The 18,088-nt window shown below is 54.6% G+C and carries 15 protein-coding genes and 1 pseudogene; 1 reads left to right on the top strand and 15 read right to left on the bottom strand.

Going from position 1 to position 18,088, the window contains the following annotated elements; translation table 11 throughout:
• Positions 1 to 3: 3 nt before the first annotated feature.
• The 15 genes from ftsA to mraZ all read right to left on the bottom strand — a co-directional run bounded on the left by ftsA (position 4) and on the right by mraZ (position 17,042).
• Positions 4 to 1,239 (bottom strand): cell division protein FtsA, encoded by a 1,236-nt coding sequence (gene ftsA / locus HY768_05070; GenBank protein ID MBI4726580.1) that lies wholly within the window; start codon positions 1,237 to 1,239, stop codon positions 4 to 6.
• Positions 1,240 to 1,399: 160 nt separating this feature from the next.
• The gene (locus HY768_05065) at positions 1,400 to 2,161 is read right to left on the bottom strand and encodes an FtsQ-type POTRA domain-containing protein (GenBank protein MBI4726579.1); all 762 of its coding nucleotides are present in this window, start codon (positions 2,159 to 2,161) and stop codon (positions 1,400 to 1,402) included.
• A gap of 160 nt (positions 2,162 to 2,321) precedes the next feature.
• Positions 2,322 to 3,227 carry a UDP-N-acetylmuramate dehydrogenase gene (murB, locus tag HY768_05060; protein MBI4726578.1) on the bottom strand — a complete coding sequence of 302 codons (906 nt, stop codon included), beginning with the start codon at positions 3,225 to 3,227 and terminating at the stop codon, positions 2,322 to 2,324.
• Positions 3,220 to 4,581: a UDP-N-acetylmuramate--L-alanine ligase gene (locus HY768_05055; protein MBI4726577.1), complete on the bottom strand. Its 1,362-nt coding sequence runs from the start codon at positions 4,579 to 4,581 to the stop codon at positions 3,220 to 3,222. Before HY768_05055 ends, murB begins: the two co-directional genes overlap by 8 nt.
• Before the next feature lie 7 nt (positions 4,582 to 4,588).
• Positions 4,589 to 5,683 (bottom strand): undecaprenyldiphospho-muramoylpentapeptide beta-N-acetylglucosaminyltransferase, encoded by a 1,095-nt coding sequence (gene murG / locus HY768_05050; GenBank protein ID MBI4726576.1) that lies wholly within the window; start codon positions 5,681 to 5,683, stop codon positions 4,589 to 4,591.
• Positions 5,616 to 7,271: an FtsW/RodA/SpoVE family cell cycle protein gene (locus tag HY768_05045; protein ID MBI4726575.1), complete on the bottom strand. Its 1,656-nt coding sequence runs from the start codon at positions 7,269 to 7,271 to the stop codon at positions 5,616 to 5,618. The genes murG and HY768_05045 overlap by 68 nt, the downstream gene beginning before the upstream one ends.
• Entirely contained in the window at positions 7,258 to 8,631 is a 1,374-nt protein-coding gene (gene murD / locus HY768_05040) for a UDP-N-acetylmuramoyl-L-alanine--D-glutamate ligase (protein ID MBI4726574.1), read from the bottom strand. Before murD ends, HY768_05045 begins: the two co-directional genes overlap by 14 nt.
• 315 nt (positions 8,632 to 8,946) lie before the next feature.
• Positions 8,947 to 10,032, bottom strand: a complete 1,086-nt coding sequence (locus tag HY768_05035) for a phospho-N-acetylmuramoyl-pentapeptide-transferase (protein MBI4726573.1) — start codon at positions 10,030 to 10,032, stop codon at positions 8,947 to 8,949.
• Between the two features lie 3 nt (positions 10,033 to 10,035).
• Positions 10,036 to 11,388, bottom strand: coding sequence for a UDP-N-acetylmuramoyl-tripeptide--D-alanyl-D-alanine ligase (locus HY768_05030; protein ID MBI4726572.1), 1,353 nt, complete (start codon positions 11,386 to 11,388; stop codon positions 10,036 to 10,038).
• A complete protein-coding gene (locus HY768_05025; protein MBI4726571.1) occupies positions 11,388 to 12,860 on the bottom strand; it encodes a UDP-N-acetylmuramoyl-L-alanyl-D-glutamate--2,6-diaminopimelate ligase in 1,473 nt (490 codons plus the stop codon). Before HY768_05025 ends, HY768_05030 begins: the two co-directional genes overlap by 1 nt.
• Positions 12,861 to 13,306: 446 nt before the next feature.
• Positions 13,307 to 14,794, bottom strand: a complete 1,488-nt coding sequence (locus HY768_05020) for a penicillin-binding protein 2 (protein MBI4726570.1) — start codon at positions 14,792 to 14,794, stop codon at positions 13,307 to 13,309.
• Positions 14,791 to 15,180 carry a cell division protein FtsL gene (locus HY768_05015; protein MBI4726569.1) on the bottom strand — a complete coding sequence of 130 codons (390 nt, stop codon included), beginning with the start codon at positions 15,178 to 15,180 and terminating at the stop codon, positions 14,791 to 14,793. The genes HY768_05020 and HY768_05015 overlap by 4 nt, the downstream gene beginning before the upstream one ends.
• Positions 15,177 to 16,097, bottom strand: coding sequence for a 16S rRNA (cytosine(1402)-N(4))-methyltransferase RsmH (rsmH, locus tag HY768_05010; GenBank protein ID MBI4726568.1), 921 nt, complete (start codon positions 16,095 to 16,097; stop codon positions 15,177 to 15,179). The genes HY768_05015 and rsmH overlap by 4 nt, the downstream gene beginning before the upstream one ends.
• 82 nt (positions 16,098 to 16,179) lie before the next feature.
• Positions 16,180 to 16,554, bottom strand: a complete 375-nt coding sequence (locus HY768_05005) for an STAS domain-containing protein (GenBank protein ID MBI4726567.1) — start codon at positions 16,552 to 16,554, stop codon at positions 16,180 to 16,182.
• Positions 16,555 to 16,607: 53 nt separating this feature from the next.
• A complete protein-coding gene (gene mraZ / locus HY768_05000; GenBank protein ID MBI4726566.1) occupies positions 16,608 to 17,042 on the bottom strand; it encodes a division/cell wall cluster transcriptional repressor MraZ in 435 nt (144 codons plus the stop codon).
• A 498-nt stretch (positions 17,043 to 17,540) separates the two neighbouring features.
• Between mraZ and HY768_04995 the strand changes: the two are divergent.
• Positions 17,541 to 17,852: pseudogene (locus HY768_04995) on the top strand (DUF4372 domain-containing protein).
• Positions 17,853 to 18,088 lie beyond the last annotated feature (236 nt).

Here is an 18,088-nt window from a genome sequence, read left to right as displayed (position 1 = left end):
ATCTTACCCGTTGAACAGGTCTGAGAACCAGCTCTTCATCTTGCCCAATATGGCCTCGAACAGGTGGGACTCGTCAATGCCCGGCCCGTCCTTTTTGAAGCGCTTCTCGTAGCCGTAAAGCACCAGTCCCACCGCCGTGGCGTATTTGGGATCTCGCACCAGATCGGTGATCCCGCCCAGCCCCTTGGGCTCGCCCACCCTCACCGGCTGGTTGAACACCTGTTCGGCCAGTACCGCGGCCCCGGCCAGCTTGGCGGTGCCTCCGGTCAGCACGATGCCGGCCCCGATGGTCTCGCCGGCCTCGGCCCGCTTGATTTCGCGGTGGGCCAGGCTGAAGATCTCCTCCATCCGGGGCTCGATGATCTGGGCCAGCACCTGGCGGGAGATGGTCCGCTCCTCGCGCCCGGCCACCCCGGAGACCGCTATCATCTCGTCTTCCTTGACCTCGCCGATAGTGGCGCAGCCGTATTTTTGCTTGATCTGTTCGGCCTGGTCGTAAGGGGTTTTTAAGCCGATGGCGATGTCGTTGGTCAGGTTGTGCCCGCCCAGCCCGATCACCGCGGTGTGGCAGATGGCGTCCTCGTAAAACAGCGCGATGTCGGTGGTTCCGCCGCCGATGTCCAGCAGGGCCACCCCCAGGGCCTTTTCATCGGGGGTCAGCACCGCGTAGCTGGAAGCCAGGGGCTGCAGCACCAGATCGTTGACCTTGAGGCCGGCCCGCTTGACGCTTTTGTAAACGTTCTCGGCCGAGGTCACCGCCCCGGTGACGATGTGGACTTCCGCCTCCAGCCGCACCCCGGACATCCCGATGGGATCCTTGATGCCCCGCTGGGTGTCCACTATGAAGCCCTGGGGAATGACGTGCAGCATCTCCCGGTCCATGGGGATATAGACTGCCTGGGCCGCGTCGATCACCCGGTCCACGTCGGACTGGGTTATCTCCTGGCTGCCCCGGGCCACTGCGATCACTCCCCGGGAGTTGATGGAGCGGATGTGGTCCCCGGCAATGCCGGCGTAAACCGAATCCACCTTGATCCCGGCCATCTGCTCGGCGCCGGAAACCGCCTTTTCGATGGCCTTGGCCGTCTTTTCCAGATTGACCACCACCCCCCGGCGCAGGCCTTCGGTGGAGTTGCAGGTTCCCACCCCCACTATCTTCAATTCGTCCCGGTCCACCTCGGCAATGATGCAGGCAATTTTAGTGGTCCCCAGGTCCAATCCCACTATGGTGTTCGCCATATTATTTTTGGATCTCCTTTATATTCATTCTCCAGATCGCCCTGGGTAAATTTTGATTGCCTTTTTACCACTGAAACAGAATTTCTGAATGCTTAATAACTCCGTTGTTTGTTCAGCACTTTGATACCAGACTTCCCTTTTTCCCATTTTGCCATTTCTCTTACGGCTGTCCCGCCTGATTTTGGGCCACCTGGCCTGATATTACCGCCTGGTCTTTAAACCTCAAATCTATCTCCGCTGCTTTAAGGCCGTTGTTATTCTGGATCTTGATGACCTCCTCCAGCCGGGAATATTTATCCTTGAAATTTCCGTTGCCGAAATGAACCAACGTCCTGTCCGACAGGCGCAGTTTAATGTTTTCTTCATCGCTTGGATCCACTAAGGCTTCCCGGCCCAGGTTGGCAGCGGCAGTTATAAGATTGATGGCCCGGCGCCGGCCCGGCTGGGTGGTGCCCAAAATCCTCAGGCGGGGCAGGTGGCCTGAGAAACTGTCGGGAAATACCACGCCTTCTTCGTCCATGGCCATCAGGGTGTCTGATTCCAGCACTGCTACGGCCTGGCGCTCTTCCACTTTCAGCCGGAGAGTTCCCCAGGGCCAGGCTGTCACCGAGACTTTTTTGAAAGCCGGATATTTTTGGGTCAGTCTTTTAGTGATCTCTTTTTCATCTACCCTCCAAAAAGGCCGTCCCAGATAAGCTGCGGCCGCTCCGGTTATTCCCTGGATGGGAACCAGACGCTGTCCGTAAACTTCTATGGCTGTGATCTTCAAGGCTCCCTTTTTTAAGACCCAGGTCCATCCGGCACTCAAGCCAAAACCAAAAGTGGTCAAAATCAGCAGTACCGCAAAAAGCCGGACACGTTTTTTACGTCCCTCCCGTCTTCTGACCCTTCCGGCCTGCCCTCTGTCAAAATGATACTTCATTTGATCATTCAATCTTTTCGGGAATAAACAAGAGCTCCTTCACTGAAGCTATGGCGCTTAAAGATGTCAAGCAGGTAGCGTAAGCGAATTACCATGGTTTCACCGGGTTAACTTCCGAGTAAAGTAAAAAATCCTGTAAATCCTGTCAAAAGCCCATTCGTTATTTCCCCAGAATCTTGACCTCGGGAACCAGCCTAATGCCCAATCTTTGGTGGGTCTGGCTTTGAATCTTTTTTATCAGGGCCAGAACTTCGGCCGCCGTGGCCCCTCCCTGGTTGACGATGAAATTGGCGTGCTTGACCGAGACCGCCGCCCCGCCCAGTTTTTTGCCTTTCATACCGGCCACCGCGATCAGCCTCTTGGCCGAATCGCCTTCCGGGTTCTTGAAGATGCACCCGGCCGATGGCAGGCTGAGCGGTTGGTTGCGCTTGCGCTTGGAAAGATACAGCGACATGGCTTTTTCGATTTTCCGCCGTGACCCCGGCTTCAGCTCCAGTCCGGCCCCGGTGATCACGAATCCCTTGGGATAATGGGCCTGGCGGTACGAGAATTTTATCTGTTTCGGGGACAGCACCTTCTTCTTGCCTTCCGCAGTCAGTCCCCAGACCTTTTTTACCACATCGGCCATCTGTCCCCCATAGGCCCCGGCGTTCATCACCAGGGCCCCGCCCAGGGAACCCGGGACCCCCACCGCCCACTCCAGGCCGGCCAGCCCTGCTTTAGCGCAGTAGTCGACCAGGGCCGGCAGGGGATATCCGCTCTCCACCTTCAGCCGGTTTCCTTCACGGGACAGTTTCCTGAAGTCCTTGGCGATCTTGATAACCACCCCTTTATATCCCTTGTCGCCGGCCAGCAGGTTGGAACCGTTACCCAGCACGTAATAATCAAGCTTGTTCCTCCTGATCCTGGCCAGCAGTTGGGACAGGGCTTCCTCGTTCCCGGGAACCGCCACCAATTCGGCCGGCCCGCCGATCCGGAACGAGGTGTGCCCCTTAAGCGGCTCGTTGAAAAGGTATTCTCCGGCCAGGCCCTGGGGGAGATCGAGTATCTTTGATTCTTTAACCATTTAAAAATTCCTCCCCGGCCTGGTAGATGTCGCCGGCTCCCAGAGTTATAATTATGTCGCCGGGCCGGGCCAGTCTTTTTAGCTCGGCGATCAATTGTGAGCTTTGTTCTACGTACTGAACATGGTGGTGGCCCAGCTCCCTGGCGGCGTCGGCCACTAATTTACCGCTGACCCCCTCGATCGGCTGCTCCCGGGCCGGATAGATCCCGGTGACTATCAAGAGATCTGCCTGGTAAAAGGCCGAACCGAATTCCTTGTAAAAATCGCGGGTGCGGCTGTAGAGATGGGGCTGAAAGACCGCGATCACCCGGCGGCCGAAGGCGTCCTTGGCGGCCTTGAGGGTGGCCTCGATCTCGGTGGGATGGTGCCCGTAGTCGTCTATGACCAGGATATCATTCTTCTGTCCCTTGATCTCGAACCGCCGGTAGACCCCGCTGAACTCGTACAGGGCCTGGGCGATGACGCTGAACGGTATCTCCAGGTCCAGACCCACCGCCACTGCCGCCAGGGAGTTCTTGACATTGTGCATCCCCGGCAGTTTCAGTTTGATCTGCCCGAACTCCGCCCGTCCGTTGAAAGCGGTGAAGGATGTCTCCATTCCTTTGAATTTGACGTCCCTGGCCTTGAGCTCGGCCTGGGGCGAAAAGCCGTAGGTGATGCAGCGCTTCTCCAGCCGGGGCAGGATGGCTTGGACACCCTTTTCGTCCAGGCAGGCCACGATGGCCCCGTAGAACGGGACCTTATTGGCGAATTCCACGAAGGCGTTCTTGATCCCGTCCAGGTCCTTGTAACAGTCCAGATGCTCGGCCTCGATGGTGGTGATCACCGCCAGGGTGGGAGAAAGTTTTAAGAACGAACGATCAAACTCGTCGGCCTCGGCCACCAGGTATTGTCCGGCCCCCAGCTTGGCGTTGCTGCCGAAGGTCTTAACCTTGCCGCCTATCACCAGGGTGGGGTCCATCCCGGCCTTGGTCAGCACCTGCCCGATCATGGAGGTGGTGGTGGTCTTGCCGTGGGTGCCGGCCACCCCGATGCCGTATTTCATCCGCATCAGCTCGGCCAGCATCTCGGCCCGGCGGATCACCGGGATCTTTCGGTCCCGGGCCGCCCGGACCTCGGAGTTGTCGTCGTGAACCGCCGAAGAGATGACCACCACCTCCACCTGGCCCAGATTTTCCGGGCGATGCCCCTCGGCGATCCTGGCCCCTATTGTCTGAAGGCGCTCGGTGACCTCGGAAAGCTTCAGGTCCGAGCCGGAAACCTGGTAGCCCAGGTTTAGAAGCACCTCGGCGATGCCGCTCATCCCGATCCCGCCGATTCCCACAAAATGGATTTTTTTGATTTTCCCGAACATTGGTTTATTACGATGATTTGAATATTCTTTCGGCGATTTCCTTAGCTGCTCCCGGCCGGGCCAAATTTTTCGCGGCTTCAGCCATTGTCCGGTATTTTTTTTCGTCGAACAGGATCCTCGTGATTTTTTGCGCTAAAATTTGTCCGGTCAGTTCGCGGTCCAGGATCATCTCCGCCGCTCCGGCTTTTTCCAGGCTGCGGGCGTTGTATTCCTGATGATTGCTGGCGGCGTAGGGAAAGGGGATCAGTATCGAAGGCAGTCCGCAGGCCAGTGTTTCCGAGACTCCGGCCCCGGCCCGGCTGATCACCAGGTCGGCGGCGGCCATGGCCTGGGGCATCTTGTCTATGTAGGCCAGCACCTGGATCAATGTTTTTGAGTTTTGACATTTCTTAGTCACCAGGCCGTGATCCCGTTGACCGGTTTGAAATATGATCTGAATGTCATTCAAATGCCCTGACCGGCTCAGGTGATCCAGGGAGTCTAATACTGTCAGGTTGATGCTGTGGGCTCCCTGGCTGCCCCCGAAAATAAGTATGGTCTTTTTACCGGCTTCCAGGCCGTATTCTTTGATCCCTTGTTCTTTCGAAATATTCCCCATATCCTGGCGGATAGGATTCCCGGTAAAGAACACTTTCGTCTTCTTATTCAGATACAGCGGGCACTCGGGGAAGCCGCCGTATATTTCATCGGCAAACCGGGATAAAAACCTTACGGCTTGGCTGGGCATCACGTCCAGCGCCAGCAGGGATACCGGGATCCTTAGCAGCCAGGCGGCCAGCGCCGGCGGAGCCGAGACATATCCCCCGGTTCCCAGAACTACTTCCGGCCTTTCTCTGACCATATAAAAGAGCGACTGCACCACCGAAACGCAGAACCAGAATAGGAAAGTTATTTTTTGCCAGAACGATTTTCCCAGGAACCCGCCGATGGAGATGAATTCCAGGGAGTAACCTGTTTCCGGCAGCACTCTGGCCTCGATCCCTTTTCTGGTGCCGATGAAACCGGCCTTGTTGCCGAGATCTAGTTTGACGAACTCAGCGGCTACCGCCAGCCCGGGATAAAGATGCCCGCCGGTTCCGCCGCCGGCTATCAAAAGTCTCATCCTTCCTCCATTCATAAGACCCGCCGGGCCGGTCGGCCCGGTAGCGCGACAGGTTCAGCATCAGGCCGGCCGCCGCCCCGTTGACCACCAGGGCCGAGCCCCCGAAACTCAGGAACGGCAGCGGTATTCCGGTGATGGGAAAAAGCCCTATTGCCACCATGATGTTGACCGCGGCCTGGATGAAAATCACCAAGCTCAGACCCAGCATCAGGTAAGATTCGAAGGCCTCCGGCATCTGCCGGGATATTTTTATCCCCCGCCAAAAAATGATCCAGAACAGTATCAGAATGGCCCCTGCCACCAGCAATCCGCCCTCCTCGGCAATGATGGAATATATGAAATCGGTGTGGGCTTCCGGCAAAAAAAGCAGTTTTTGCCGGCTCTGCCCCATCCCCACTCCCAGCAGCCCCCCCGACCCGATGCCCAGAAGCGACTGGTATGTTTGGCTGAGCGCATTCTTGAATACGCCCATTTCCGGGGACGGGGGAATATGCCCCAGCATTCTTTGGTATTGGGATGACACCGCCGTTTGAAAATCGGGGCCGGACAGTTGGAACAGAGTATCTAGTGCATCGGAACTTTGGGAAGCCCACCAAAATCCTGCCAGCCGGCTTTTGACGTGACTATATTTTACCGCCAGGCCCGCAAAACCTACCAGCCCCAGCCCCAACACCGAAAACCAAGCCGGCTGGTTCACTCCTCCAAAATAGATCATTAATAATCCCAATATGGCGATCACCAAAGCGCTGCCGAAATCGGGTTGCATCAACACCGCTAGGCAAACCAGACCGATACAAATTATAGCCGGTAAAAATCCCTGCTTTAGGCTTTTCATCCGCTCTCCACGCCGGGCCATGAAATCGGCCAAAAACAGCACTAGGAAAAGTTTGGCAAACTCGGCCGGCTGAACCCCCAGAAACCAGCTCTTGGCCCCCCGCACTGCCCGGCCCGCGAAAGGAGTGATGTATAGTATCACCAGTATAATTATGAAAGCAGGCCCGATCAGGGGCCGTAGTTTGCGGTAGTTGATCTTATAGGTGGCGATGAAGATAACCGCTGCCAGCAGAAAGCGCCAGAGCGTTCCCTTAAATATCCCCAGCCGGTAATAGAACGACCGGCCCCGGATATCCTGGGGAAAGGCCGACTGCAGCAGCACCCGGTTCAGCTTTACCAGTTCCTCGCCCTCGGGGTTCTGGGCCAGCAGTCCAACTGCGGCTCTGGAAAGCCTGACATCTTTGAATGTCTGGGCGTCGTAAATCGCCCCTCCCTGCAAAACCGGGTTAAGCGCCTCGGACAAGATATTCTTCAAACTGTCGGCATCGACCTTTTTCAGGCTGCCGTAATGCCCCAGCAGATAAAGGGTCGCAGCCGGAAGCCGGTCCTTGATCAGAGAAGATACGCCGTCCCGGCTCTGGCTTATCTTTTGGGCCAGAGCGGCCGGCTGCTTAAAATCGCGGGGACGGAACAGGGCGGAATTGCCTGAGATCAGATAATCACTGACGCTGAAACTCATCACAAAACCGTATCCGGCCAGCAGTAAAACCGCCACCAGCAACAGGTGGTCTATATCGCCCTTACGGTAACTCATTTTTATTCAATCCGGCCACAGCCTGCTTGAACTGGTTGCCCCGGTCTTCAAAATCGGCGAACATGTCAAAGCTGGCGGCTCCCGGCGCCAGCATCACCAGTTGGCCGGGGCGGGCCAGGGCGGCGGCCTGGGAAACCGCCTCTTTCATACTTCCGGCCTTATGGATGTTCTTCATGCCCAAGCCTGAAAGTTCCCGCTCTATCCGGTCTTTGCTTTCGCCTATCAATACCGCCGCCACTGCCTTTTGGGCTATCTCTTTCAGAAAGTCGGAGAGATCTACGTTCTTCTCTTTGCCTCCGGCGATGACCACCATCGGTTCCCTGAAAGCCCTCAGGGAGCTGACCCCGGCCGCCGCGTTGGTGCCCATGGAATTATTGATGTAACGGACGCCGCCCACTATTCCTACTTCCTCCAGCCGGTGGGGAACCCCTTTGAATGTTTCCAAACCCTGTCTGATGATATCCGGAGAAATCCCCAGTATCATGGCCGCAGCCGCAGCCGCCAAGACATTTTCCACATTGTGTTGTCCGGGGACTAAAAGTTGGGCGATCCTCATTATAGGAATAGGCTCCTGGCCTTGAATCCAGTGTATTGTTTCCCCGTCGCTGTAAGTTCCCTGCTTCACCGGGCGCTGGCCTGAAAAAAATATTTTATGTGCCCTGGCTCCGGAGCTGTATTTTAATACCTGTTGATCGTCGGCGTTTAAAACGGCATGATCGAACGATGATTGATTTTCCAGCAATCTGGCCTTTAATTTAGCATAGGTCTCAAAATCGGGATGCCGGTCCAGATGATCGGGAGTGATGTTGGTGATGATCCCGATATAAGGCTTGAAATCAACTATGGACTCCAGTTGAAAGGTGCTGATCTCGGCCACTATAAAGCTCTGCGGCCCGGCGTCCATTACCAATTCGCAGACCGGGCGCCCCGGGGCCAGGTTGCCGCCGATGTAACAATCCATTCCTGCGGTCTGCAATATCCGCCCCAGCATGGAGGTGGTGGTTGATTTTCCGTTGGTGCCGGTGATCCCTATAATTCTGGCTGGCGTCAATTGATATGCCAGCTCCATCTCGCCGATCACCGGAATATTTTTCTTCCTGGCTTCCGCCAGCACCGGCAGTTCCCATCTGACTCCGGGGCTGACCACTACCAGATCTGTGCTTAAGACCTGATCTGAGTGTCCGCCTGTCTCAAATTTTATACTGGCCGCCTTTAATTCAGCCTCGGTCTGGGAGTTTAAAGATTTTACTTCGGACAACAAAACTTCGACCCCGCTCTTTTTTAACAAACGGGCCGCAGCTATTCCGCTTCTGCCGGCGCCGATCACCGCCGCTGTTTTATCTTTAAATTCCAGTTTCAATTTTTTACTTTTAGTGATTTTGTTGAACTTTTAAGTGCCGCTAAGACAAGGCAAAGACACTAAGAAAAATATTTCTTTTACTCAAACCTAAAAATAACCCGAAATACTACCTCTGCCACCACCATTGGCCGCCAAATCGTGAATTGTGAATTGTGAATCGTTATTGGCCGCCGATTTCACTGGAAGAACCAGGTCTAATCGAAACCGGACACAGAAGCTGATAGAATAAATGGCTAAATCCCCTTTGAGCCCCTGGACGCCGAAGCTTAAGCGTAGGTGACTTTGTCTTTGTGGCTGAATGGTTACGATTTTCGTTTATCTGATTTTTAAAGTACTCAATGCCACCAGGGCGCAGATGAAAGCTATGATCCAGAACCGGACCACTATCTTCTGTTCGCTCCAGCCTATCTTCTGGAAATGATAATGGATGGGAGTCATTTTAAAGATTCTTTTCCCGGTGGACTTGAACGAGGCTACCTGGAAAATCACCGAGAAAGCCTCCATCACGAACACTCCGCCCACGATGCCCAGTAGGATCTCCTGCTTGATCAGGACCGAGACCGTTCCTATCACCCCGCCCAGGGCCAGCGAGCCGGTGTCCCCCATGAAGATCTCGGCCGGGTGGGCGTTGTACCATAAGAACCCCATGGCCGCCCCCACCATCGAAGCGCAGAGCACCGTCAGTTCGCCTGATCCCCGCATGAACAAAATATTAAGATACTGGGCCAGCTTGAAATTCCCAGTAAGATACGACATTATGGCATAGGCGGCGGCGGCGAACAGGAAGACCCCGATGGCTAGGCCGTCCAATCCGTCGGTCAAGTTCACCGCATTGGAGGTGAACACTATCACCAGGGTCACGCAGGGAATGTAGAACCAGGCCAGGTCTATGAACACATTTTTAAAGAACAGCAGGCTGGTTTTAGAGGCATATTCCGGATTGAGAGGAAAGAATCGAAGGTATACGGCGATCAGCAAGGCTGCCGCGAACTGCCCCAATAGTTTTTTCCGGCCCACCAGCCCCTTGGGATTTTTTTTGACCACTTTCAGATAGTCATCGTAAAAGCCTATCAGCCCCAGGCCGATGGTGGCCGCCAGCGATATCTGAATGTAGCGGTTGGAGAGGTCGGCCCATAAAAGCACCGGGATTACTATAGCGGCCAGGATTATCAGGCCTCCCATGGTGGGAGTGCCGACCTTGTTTTGGTGCTCGGTCGGGACATCTTCCCTTCCGGTGTCCTTTATTTTCAGTTTCTTCAGCCAGCCGATGATCAAAGGACCTAACAGAAAGGAGATCAAAAGCGCCGTCACCAGGGCCGAGGCCGAACGAAAGGTGATGTAACGGAACAGATTGAACAGGTGGACCTGCTCGGCCAGGGGGTAAAACAGATAATACAGCACTTTTTAGATCCTCTTTATTGCTTCTAATGCTTCTTCAAAATGCATGGAGCGGGAGGCTTTGACCAGTATCAGATCCCCGGGCAGAAGCAGGCCTGGCAGGCTTTGGCACAGGCTGGACGTATCCTCAAAATGGCGGGCCTCGCCCCCCTGTTCTTTCGCTCCCTGGTAAATTTCAGCCGCCAGCGGGCCGGCGGTGAGCACCAGGCTGGCCGCATCGGCCGCCAATCTGCCGACCTGCCGGTGCCGGTCCGGAGCTATTGCCCCCAGTTCTTTCATGTCGCCCAAAACGGCCACTTTTCTTTTAGCCGGAAGGCTTTTCAGCACCGCCAGGGCCGCCTGCATGGACTGGGGATTGGCATTGTAACAATCGCTTAAGATTTTAAATGATCCGGCCTCTATCATCTCCAGCCGCATCGCGGCCGGATGAAAATCGGCCAGGACCAGGGCCGCCGACCTGAGATCTACTCCCCAAACCTCTCCGGCCGCCGCCGCCGCCAAAGCGTTGTAGACATTGTGCCTTCCCAGCACCGGCAGGTGGAACCGGACGCCTTTCACGGTAAATTTTATTCCCTGTTCTGTCAGTTCAATGTCATCGGCCCGGTAATCGGAACCGGATTCTATCGAGAACCCCAGCACCCTGGCTTTGGTTTTTCCGGAATGGGTTTTCAAATTTCCGTCGTCGTAATTGATGAGGGCGGTCCCGGAGGCCGGCAGCTCTTCCAAAAGCTCGGCCTTGGCCCGGACCACGTTCCGGATGTCCTTTAAGAACTCGGTGTGCCCTTCGCCGGCATTGGTGATGATCCCCAGTTCCGGCAGCACCATCCGGCATAAAGAAGCTATTTCCCCAAAACCGCTCATCCCTAGTTCCATCACCGCCGCCTGGTGTTCCGCCTCTACATTAAAGAGCGACAGTGGTATGCCGTACTGGTTGTTTAAATTGCCCTGGTTTTTGAGCACCCGGTACTTTTGGGATAAAACTCGGGCCGTCATCTCCTTGGTGGTGGTCTTGCCGTTGCTGCCGGTGACAGCCGTCATCTTCAGGGAAAACTTTTGGCGGTAAAATCCGGCCAGCTTCTGTAAAGCCGCCGCGGTATCGGGAACTGTGATCAGGGGAAATTCATCCGTCCCGTGTTTGTCTGTCGAATTATGGGCCGAGACCAGTGCCGCCTCCGCCCCGTTCCGGCGGGCCGCCATCAGAAAATCATGACCGTCAAATTTCGGCCCTTTGATGGCCACGAAGAGCTGGCCCGGCTGCAAAGAACGGGAGTCGATGCTGACCCCCAGAACATTCCGGTCGGGGCCGGTAAGATTTCCTTCCACCGCTTGGGCAACTTGCGACAGCAGCATTGGTTCCATCAGCCCTGCCTCCGGGTCCGCGACTCAATGGCTTCCAACGCCACCTCCCGGTCGTCAAAATGTATCTTTTCGGCGCCGATGATCTGGTAGTCTTCGTGCCCTTTCCCGGCGATCATCACCAGGTCCCCTTTTTGGGCCTGGGCCACCGCCTGGAATATGGCCTGCCGCCGGTCAGCCACTATCTGATAGTTGCCTTCTTTCAGTCCCGGCAGAATGTCGTTGATTATGCTGGCGGGGTCTTCGGTTCTGGGATTGTCTGAAGTGACTATCACGATGTCCGAATGGCCGGCCACCGCTTTTCCCATCAAAGGCCTTTTTCCCCGGTCCCGGTTACCGCCGCAACCGAAGACCGTGATCAGCCTTCCTTCGGTCAGTTGCCGGGCAGTGATAAGAACCCTTTCCAATTCCTGCGGAGTATGAGCATAATCCACCACCACTTCGTAGTCCTGCCCGGCCGAAACCCGCTGGAACCTACCGGAAACCTCAGGCAAAGCTTCCAGCCCGGCCTTGACCGCTTTTAGGCTGAGGCCGCCGGCCAGACCCAGCCCGCAAGCTGTTAAAGCATTGTAGACATTGGGCTGGCCGGCCAGACTCAGGCTGATCTCGCTGTTTCCTTCCGGAGTAACAAGCTGGAATTTTGTCCCCTGCAGACTGGATTCAATATTACGGGCTGTGATCTGGGCCGGCTTCAAAAGTCCGAAGGTTAAAAGCGACGCCCTGGTGGATTCGATGATATTTTTTGAAGCCGGATCGTCTACATTTACTACGCAACAGGAGCTGTCGCTTAAGCCCTGAAACAAACGCAGTTTGGCCTTTAAATATTCATCCAGGCTGCCGTGGAAATCTAAATGATCCTGGGAGAAATTGGTGAAGGCCGCTGCCTTAAAATCTATCCCGGCCACCCGTTCCAACTCGATGCCGTGAGAAGAGGCTTCCATGATGACCGTGTCGGCTCCAGCCTCCAGCATTTCGGCCAAAAGCCTTTGCAGATCCAGCGACTCCGGGGTGGTGTTGGGGGCGGCATAGCTTTTATCCATTACCCAGTAGTTGATGGTTCCCAAAAGCCCCACCTTTTTTCCGGCCGCGGCAAAGACCGAACGGGCCAGATAGGAGGTGGTGGTCTTTCCGGCCGTTCCGGTAATGGCCAAAAGCGTCATCTTGTCGGCCGGCCGGTCATAGAACTCGGCCGCCATCAAGGCCATGGCCCGGCGGATATTTTTCACTTTTAGCGCCGGAACCTGGCCGTATTCCTGACCGCCTTCAGCCACTATGCCCGATGCTCCGCGGGCCAGGGCCTGGTCCAGGTATTTCCGACCGTTGGTCTTGTAGCCGGAAATGGCAAAGAACAATTCGCCCGGCTTGATGCTCCGGGAATCGTAACCCAGCCCCGAAATCTCAAGGCTGGGGGGGAGATTGCTAAGAGATATGGTCTCTCCCGGTATGGCTTTCAGCAGTTGGTTAAATTGTTTCATCGCGTTCTTTGTTTCTGATATTATTATATCCGCCTGAGGCGGACTTGAGTAGCCTTATATTTTGCTTGAGCAGACTTATACTTTGCCTGGGTAGACTTATACTTTGCATTTCCAGACTTATACTTTGCATTTCCAGACTTATACTTTGCATTTTCAGACTTATACTTTACGTTTCCAGACTTATGCTTTGCATTTCCAGACTTATACTTTACGTTTCCAGACTTATGCTTTGCATTTCCAGACTTATACTTTACGTTTCCAGACTTACATCCGCCTGAGGCGGACTTGGGAAGACCGCTGCCAGACTTGGGTAGACTTATGATACGGCGGCCATGCAATAGGGAATCAATACAATTGTTGCTGCCATCGTATGGCCATTGAAATCTTCTACTGTTTGACAAGTGAAGCAATTTAACGATTTTTTATCGTAAAACTGAAATTGCATATCACCTGGCGGCCAGCAGGTCCTGCCTTAACCCTTTGGGCAGGCTGATGATCCTCTGCATTACATTGCGGCAGACCGGCGCCGCTACTTCGTTGCCGAAAAATCGCCCCTTCGGTTCGTCTATTATCACCGCCACTAAAAGGCGGGGCGCCTCGGCCGGGACGAACCCGATGAACGAAGCCACATATTTATCGGAGGCGTAGCCTTTTTTACCCTGTTCCTTCTTTTGAGCGGTGCCGGTCTTGCCGGCCACCCGCCAGCCTTCTATCTGGGCGGCCTGGCCGGTTCCCTCGCTGACGCAACGTTCCAGCATGGCAATCACCTTGGCCGAGGTCTGGTCCGAGATCACCCGGCGCAGGGTATCGGGGCGGCAGGCCTCATCTACTAATTGACCGGAAGGAGCCAGCCCCTTTATCAGCCGGGGCCTTAACAGGTATCCACCGTTGGCGATGGCCCCGTAAGCCATGACCAGCTGCAGGGCGCTGACCGCAAGGCCTTGGCCAAAACTGATATTGGCCTGTTTTATTACCGGCCAGCCGTCGGGCTTGTCCAAAAGGCCAGGCGCCTCGCCCGGACATTCTATTCCGGTACGGGACCCGAACCCAAAGGCCCGGGCTCCCTGATACAGTTTATCTTTGCCCAAAGCCAGCCCTATTTTGGCCAGGCAGACGTTGCTGGAAAAAGCCAGGGCCTGGCTGACCGTGATCGGCCCGTATTTATTGTGGCTCTCGGCCTCGCCGATTCTATGTCCGCCCACCGCATAACTTCCCTGTTCGCCGTCAAAAACATCGGCGGTGTCTATGGTCTTGGACTTCAGCCCCAGCGCGATGGTCACCGCCTTAAAGGTGGAGCCCGGCTCAAACTGGGCGGCCACTGCCCCAAAGGTCATGGCCTGGCGGTTGAATAACTCCGGATGATTGGGGTCAAACTCAGGGTAGCTGGCCATCCCCAGTATTTCGCCGGTGGCGGGATCGGCTATTACCGCCGCGCCCCAGGCGGCCTTGAATTTATCCCCGGCTTTTTTCAGTTCTTCGTCGGCGATGGCTTGGTATTCGGCGTCAATGGTCAGCTGCAGACAGTTTCCGGAACGGGCCGGTTTGGAGGCGTATTCCAGCGAAGGCCGGACCCGCCCCCGGGCGTCGCACTGCCTGGTATCCCAGCCGGCCTCTCCCGAAAGCTCCCGGTCGTAATAAAGTTCCAGACCCTCCAGACCCCGGCCATCCTTTCCCAGGAAACCCAGCATCTGTCCGCCCACCGCGCCGTAGGGATAAGAACGCCGGCCGTCGATTGATAACGCCAACGGCCGGCCTTGTCGGTCAACTATCCGCCCCCGCTCCGGAAGGATCCCGATCCGGAGTCGATGCTGCCTTAGGGCCAGGCTCCGGTAATACCCGCCCTTGAACGCCTGTAGCCATACCAGCCTTCCGGCCATCAAGGCCCAGATAAAAAAACAGAAAACCGCAAGGGTTTTCGTTCGGTGTGACATCATGGCTTGCTCCAGGCCGATGAGACCGGCCGGAAAAGCCCGGCCAGGACGTAAGCCAGCCCGCCCCGTTGCGGGGCCGGGGATTTTAGCATCACCACCACCTGGCGGTTGGAAGGATATTCAAAACCCAGATCTTCCATGGCCCTGGATTCCAACCGGTTCCGGGCCTCCAGCTGCTGCAGCCTTACCTGAAGCTCCTTCTGCAGGGAGACCACTTCCCGATTATAATTCTGGTCCTTTTCAATGGAACCCAGCTGCTGGGACAGGCTGAACTTCTGCCAAATGAACAGGAACATCACGGCAAAGAACACAAAAACCCAGCCGGCGATGAGCCAGCCGGTCCGGTTTTTCTCGAGCTTGATCTCTGTTTTATGTAAAAATGTGTTCATGCTTTTTCGGCCGCCCTCAGTTTGGCGCTGTGGGCCCGGCCGTTTTCCGAAATTTGACGGGACGATGGGACCATGGCTTTTTTGGTTATTATTTTGACTGCCGACTTTTGCCCGCAAACGCAGGCCGGCAACCGGGGCGGGCAGGTGCAGGGATCGGCCAGCCGGCGGAAGGTTTCCTTGACCAGCCGGTCTTCCAGCGAGTGATAGGAGATCACCACGATCCTCCCCCCGGATGAAAGCATTGCCACCGCCTCCTGCAGTCCCCGTTCCAGTTCGCCCAGTTCGTCATTGACCTTGATCCTGATGGCCTGGAAGACCCGGGCCAGGGTCTTGGCCGGCATCTGGGGCCGGGTATTTTTTATTATTTGAGCCAGTTGTCCGGTCGTCTCTATCGGGTTTTTGCTCCTGGCTTCAACTACGGCCCGGGCAATTTTCCTGGATTTTTGTTCCTCGCCGTACCGGTAAAAGATGTCGGCCAGCTCTTTTTCTCCGGAGTTGTTCACCAGGTCCCGGGCCGAGATTCCGTTCAGGCCCATCCGCATGTCCAGCGGGCCGCCACCCATGAAACTGAAGCCGCGTTGAGAATGATCTATTTGGGGAGAGGAAAGTCCCAGATCAAACAGCGCTCCGTTGATTTCCAGTTTCAGATCCCGGCTTATCTCCGCCATCCGGCCGAACCGTATATTGACCGCGGTAAATCTTTCCCGGTAACCGGCCAGCCTGATGGCAGCGGCTTCGATGGCCTGGGGATCGCGGTCCAGTCCGATCAGTATTCCGGAAGGCCCGTTTTTTTTTAAGATCTCCAAGGCGTGCCCGCCTCCGCCCAAGGTAGCGTCGATGTAGTTGCCGCCGGGCCTGACATTTAAAAGATCGATTGCTTCTTCTAGCAAAACCGGCTGATGCCGGAATTCTTCCATAATTTCCCTTATATTTATTATCTAATCCACCTGATCCCCGAACGATTCCCAACCATCTAATGACAAAGATCCAATGACTTTGTCAGGCCACGGCCGTAAGCGGCTTGCGCTCCTGGCGCCGGAACAGGTCGCACTGCACCGGCTCCCTGGTAGAGGCGATCTCAAAAGCCTCGCCGGCCCCGGCCATCTGCAGGATGTTGATCAGATAGGGGGACAGCCCGTGCAGGATCAGGTCCCCGCCGTAGCTCCGCAGCCGCTCCGCCCGTTTGACCAGGATCTCCACTCCCCGGTAATCCATGTGCTTGACCCCGGACATCTCCAGCTCCAGCTTAAAACAGTTCTTCTTCATGATCTTTAAGATCGCCTCTTCGATCTGAAAGAAACCCTGCAGGTTTATCATGCCGTTCACTTCCAGTCTGACGCTGTTATCGGCCGCCGGGATGGCTTGAATTCTCATGATCTTTATTTTCCTCTTTTGATTGCTGTTTCAAGTTTCGGGTTTTTTAGGAACTACAGTTTCTTGATCAGTTCCTGATGGAGCCCGCTGTTTTGCTCCAGCAGTTTCTGGTAGAAGTCAGGATTCCAGATTTCCATCTTGTCGCTGACCCCGACGATCACCGCCTCCTTGACCAGGCCGGTCTCCTGCAAAAATTTGGCCGGGATCATGATCCGACCCTGGGCGTCCAGTTCGGCCAGAATGCTTTCGGCGGTGAAAATCCTCAAAGCGTTCCGGTTCTCCTCGGTCCGGGGCTGGGATTCCAGCTCGGCCATGATCCTTTGCCAGTTGTCCTGGGGATAGACGAAAAGACAGCCGCCCTTATAGCCTTTGGTGATCAAAAGCTGGTTGGCGGCACCATTGGAAATTTGACGACGTAACTGGGACGGCAAATTGAGCCTTCCCTTGGAATCAAGATTATGGTGATATGTGCCGAAGAAAAAGGCCATGGTTCTGCTCCAAAACACCTTGTTTTACGGTGTTTTTAGAATTTTCTAGAATTATTGTTTGGAGGCGGAAAATTCCATAAAAATATGCTATTTTAACCATCTCAAACCACTATTCCCCACTTTAACCCACTGGTTACCATTTTAGTATTTTTTTACTCCATTGTCAAGTAAAAAATGAGCTTTTTTCACTTATTTTTTAACCCCAAAAAAACCCTTATAAATAAATAAAGCAGGCAAAATTTGCCTGCTTTTTAGGGGTTTTCCCTTCGGATACCTGGATTTTATAATTGCTTTTTAGACACCGATCAACACTCCTTTTTTCGAAATGGGTTTATATTTTATATCAGTAGTGTCCGGTTGTTTTCGTAAAAGAGTCGTGTAACGCATTGATAAACAGTTGGCTACAGGACAAACGAAGCGTAATCGATATGGAAATCGTTCATTGTATTATCAGATTTTCCGGGTGTATAATTCCTTTCTCAATGAAAGGAATTATCAATGCCCATCAAGAAAACCATCTTTGCCCAACCAATCGATTTTCTGCCAACGCACGAGTTTCGCCGTTGTGTCAAACGCTATCACGGCTATCGCAAGGTAAAGAGCTTCAATTGTTGGGATCAGTTCCTGAGCATGGCGTTTGCCCAGTTGACCTATCGGGAAAGTCTCCGTGACATTGAGTCCTGTCTGTGGGCCCTGAGGTCAAAGTTGTATCATATCGGTATCAGAGGAACGGTATGCCGGAATACCTTGGCGAACGCCAATGAACAACGGGATTGGCGTATTTATGCAGACTTCGCTCAAGTCTTGATCCAGACGGCCCGATGGTGCCCGGGGCTTTTTCTGTTTTGATTATTTGACGCATGGCATTTCTCCTTATATCGTTTTGTTTTCTATTTTATCGTAAAGTTTGTCTATCTCTTTTTGGGTAATAACAGTTTCGTGCAATGAGGTGGCTATTTTGCAGTAGGTTTGGATTTCTTCCAACGACAATATCCTGCCCTTCCTGTCCTTCAGCCATTTATTACAGACCTGATAACCGCCTATTT

It is taken from the genome of candidate division TA06 bacterium (assembly GCA_016208585.1).
In the GTDB taxonomy this organism is placed as follows: domain Bacteria; phylum Edwardsbacteria; class AC1; order AC1; family EtOH8; genus UBA5202.
Note: the sequence above shows the minus strand (reverse complement) of the source record. Positions and strands in the feature narration are given on the sequence as shown.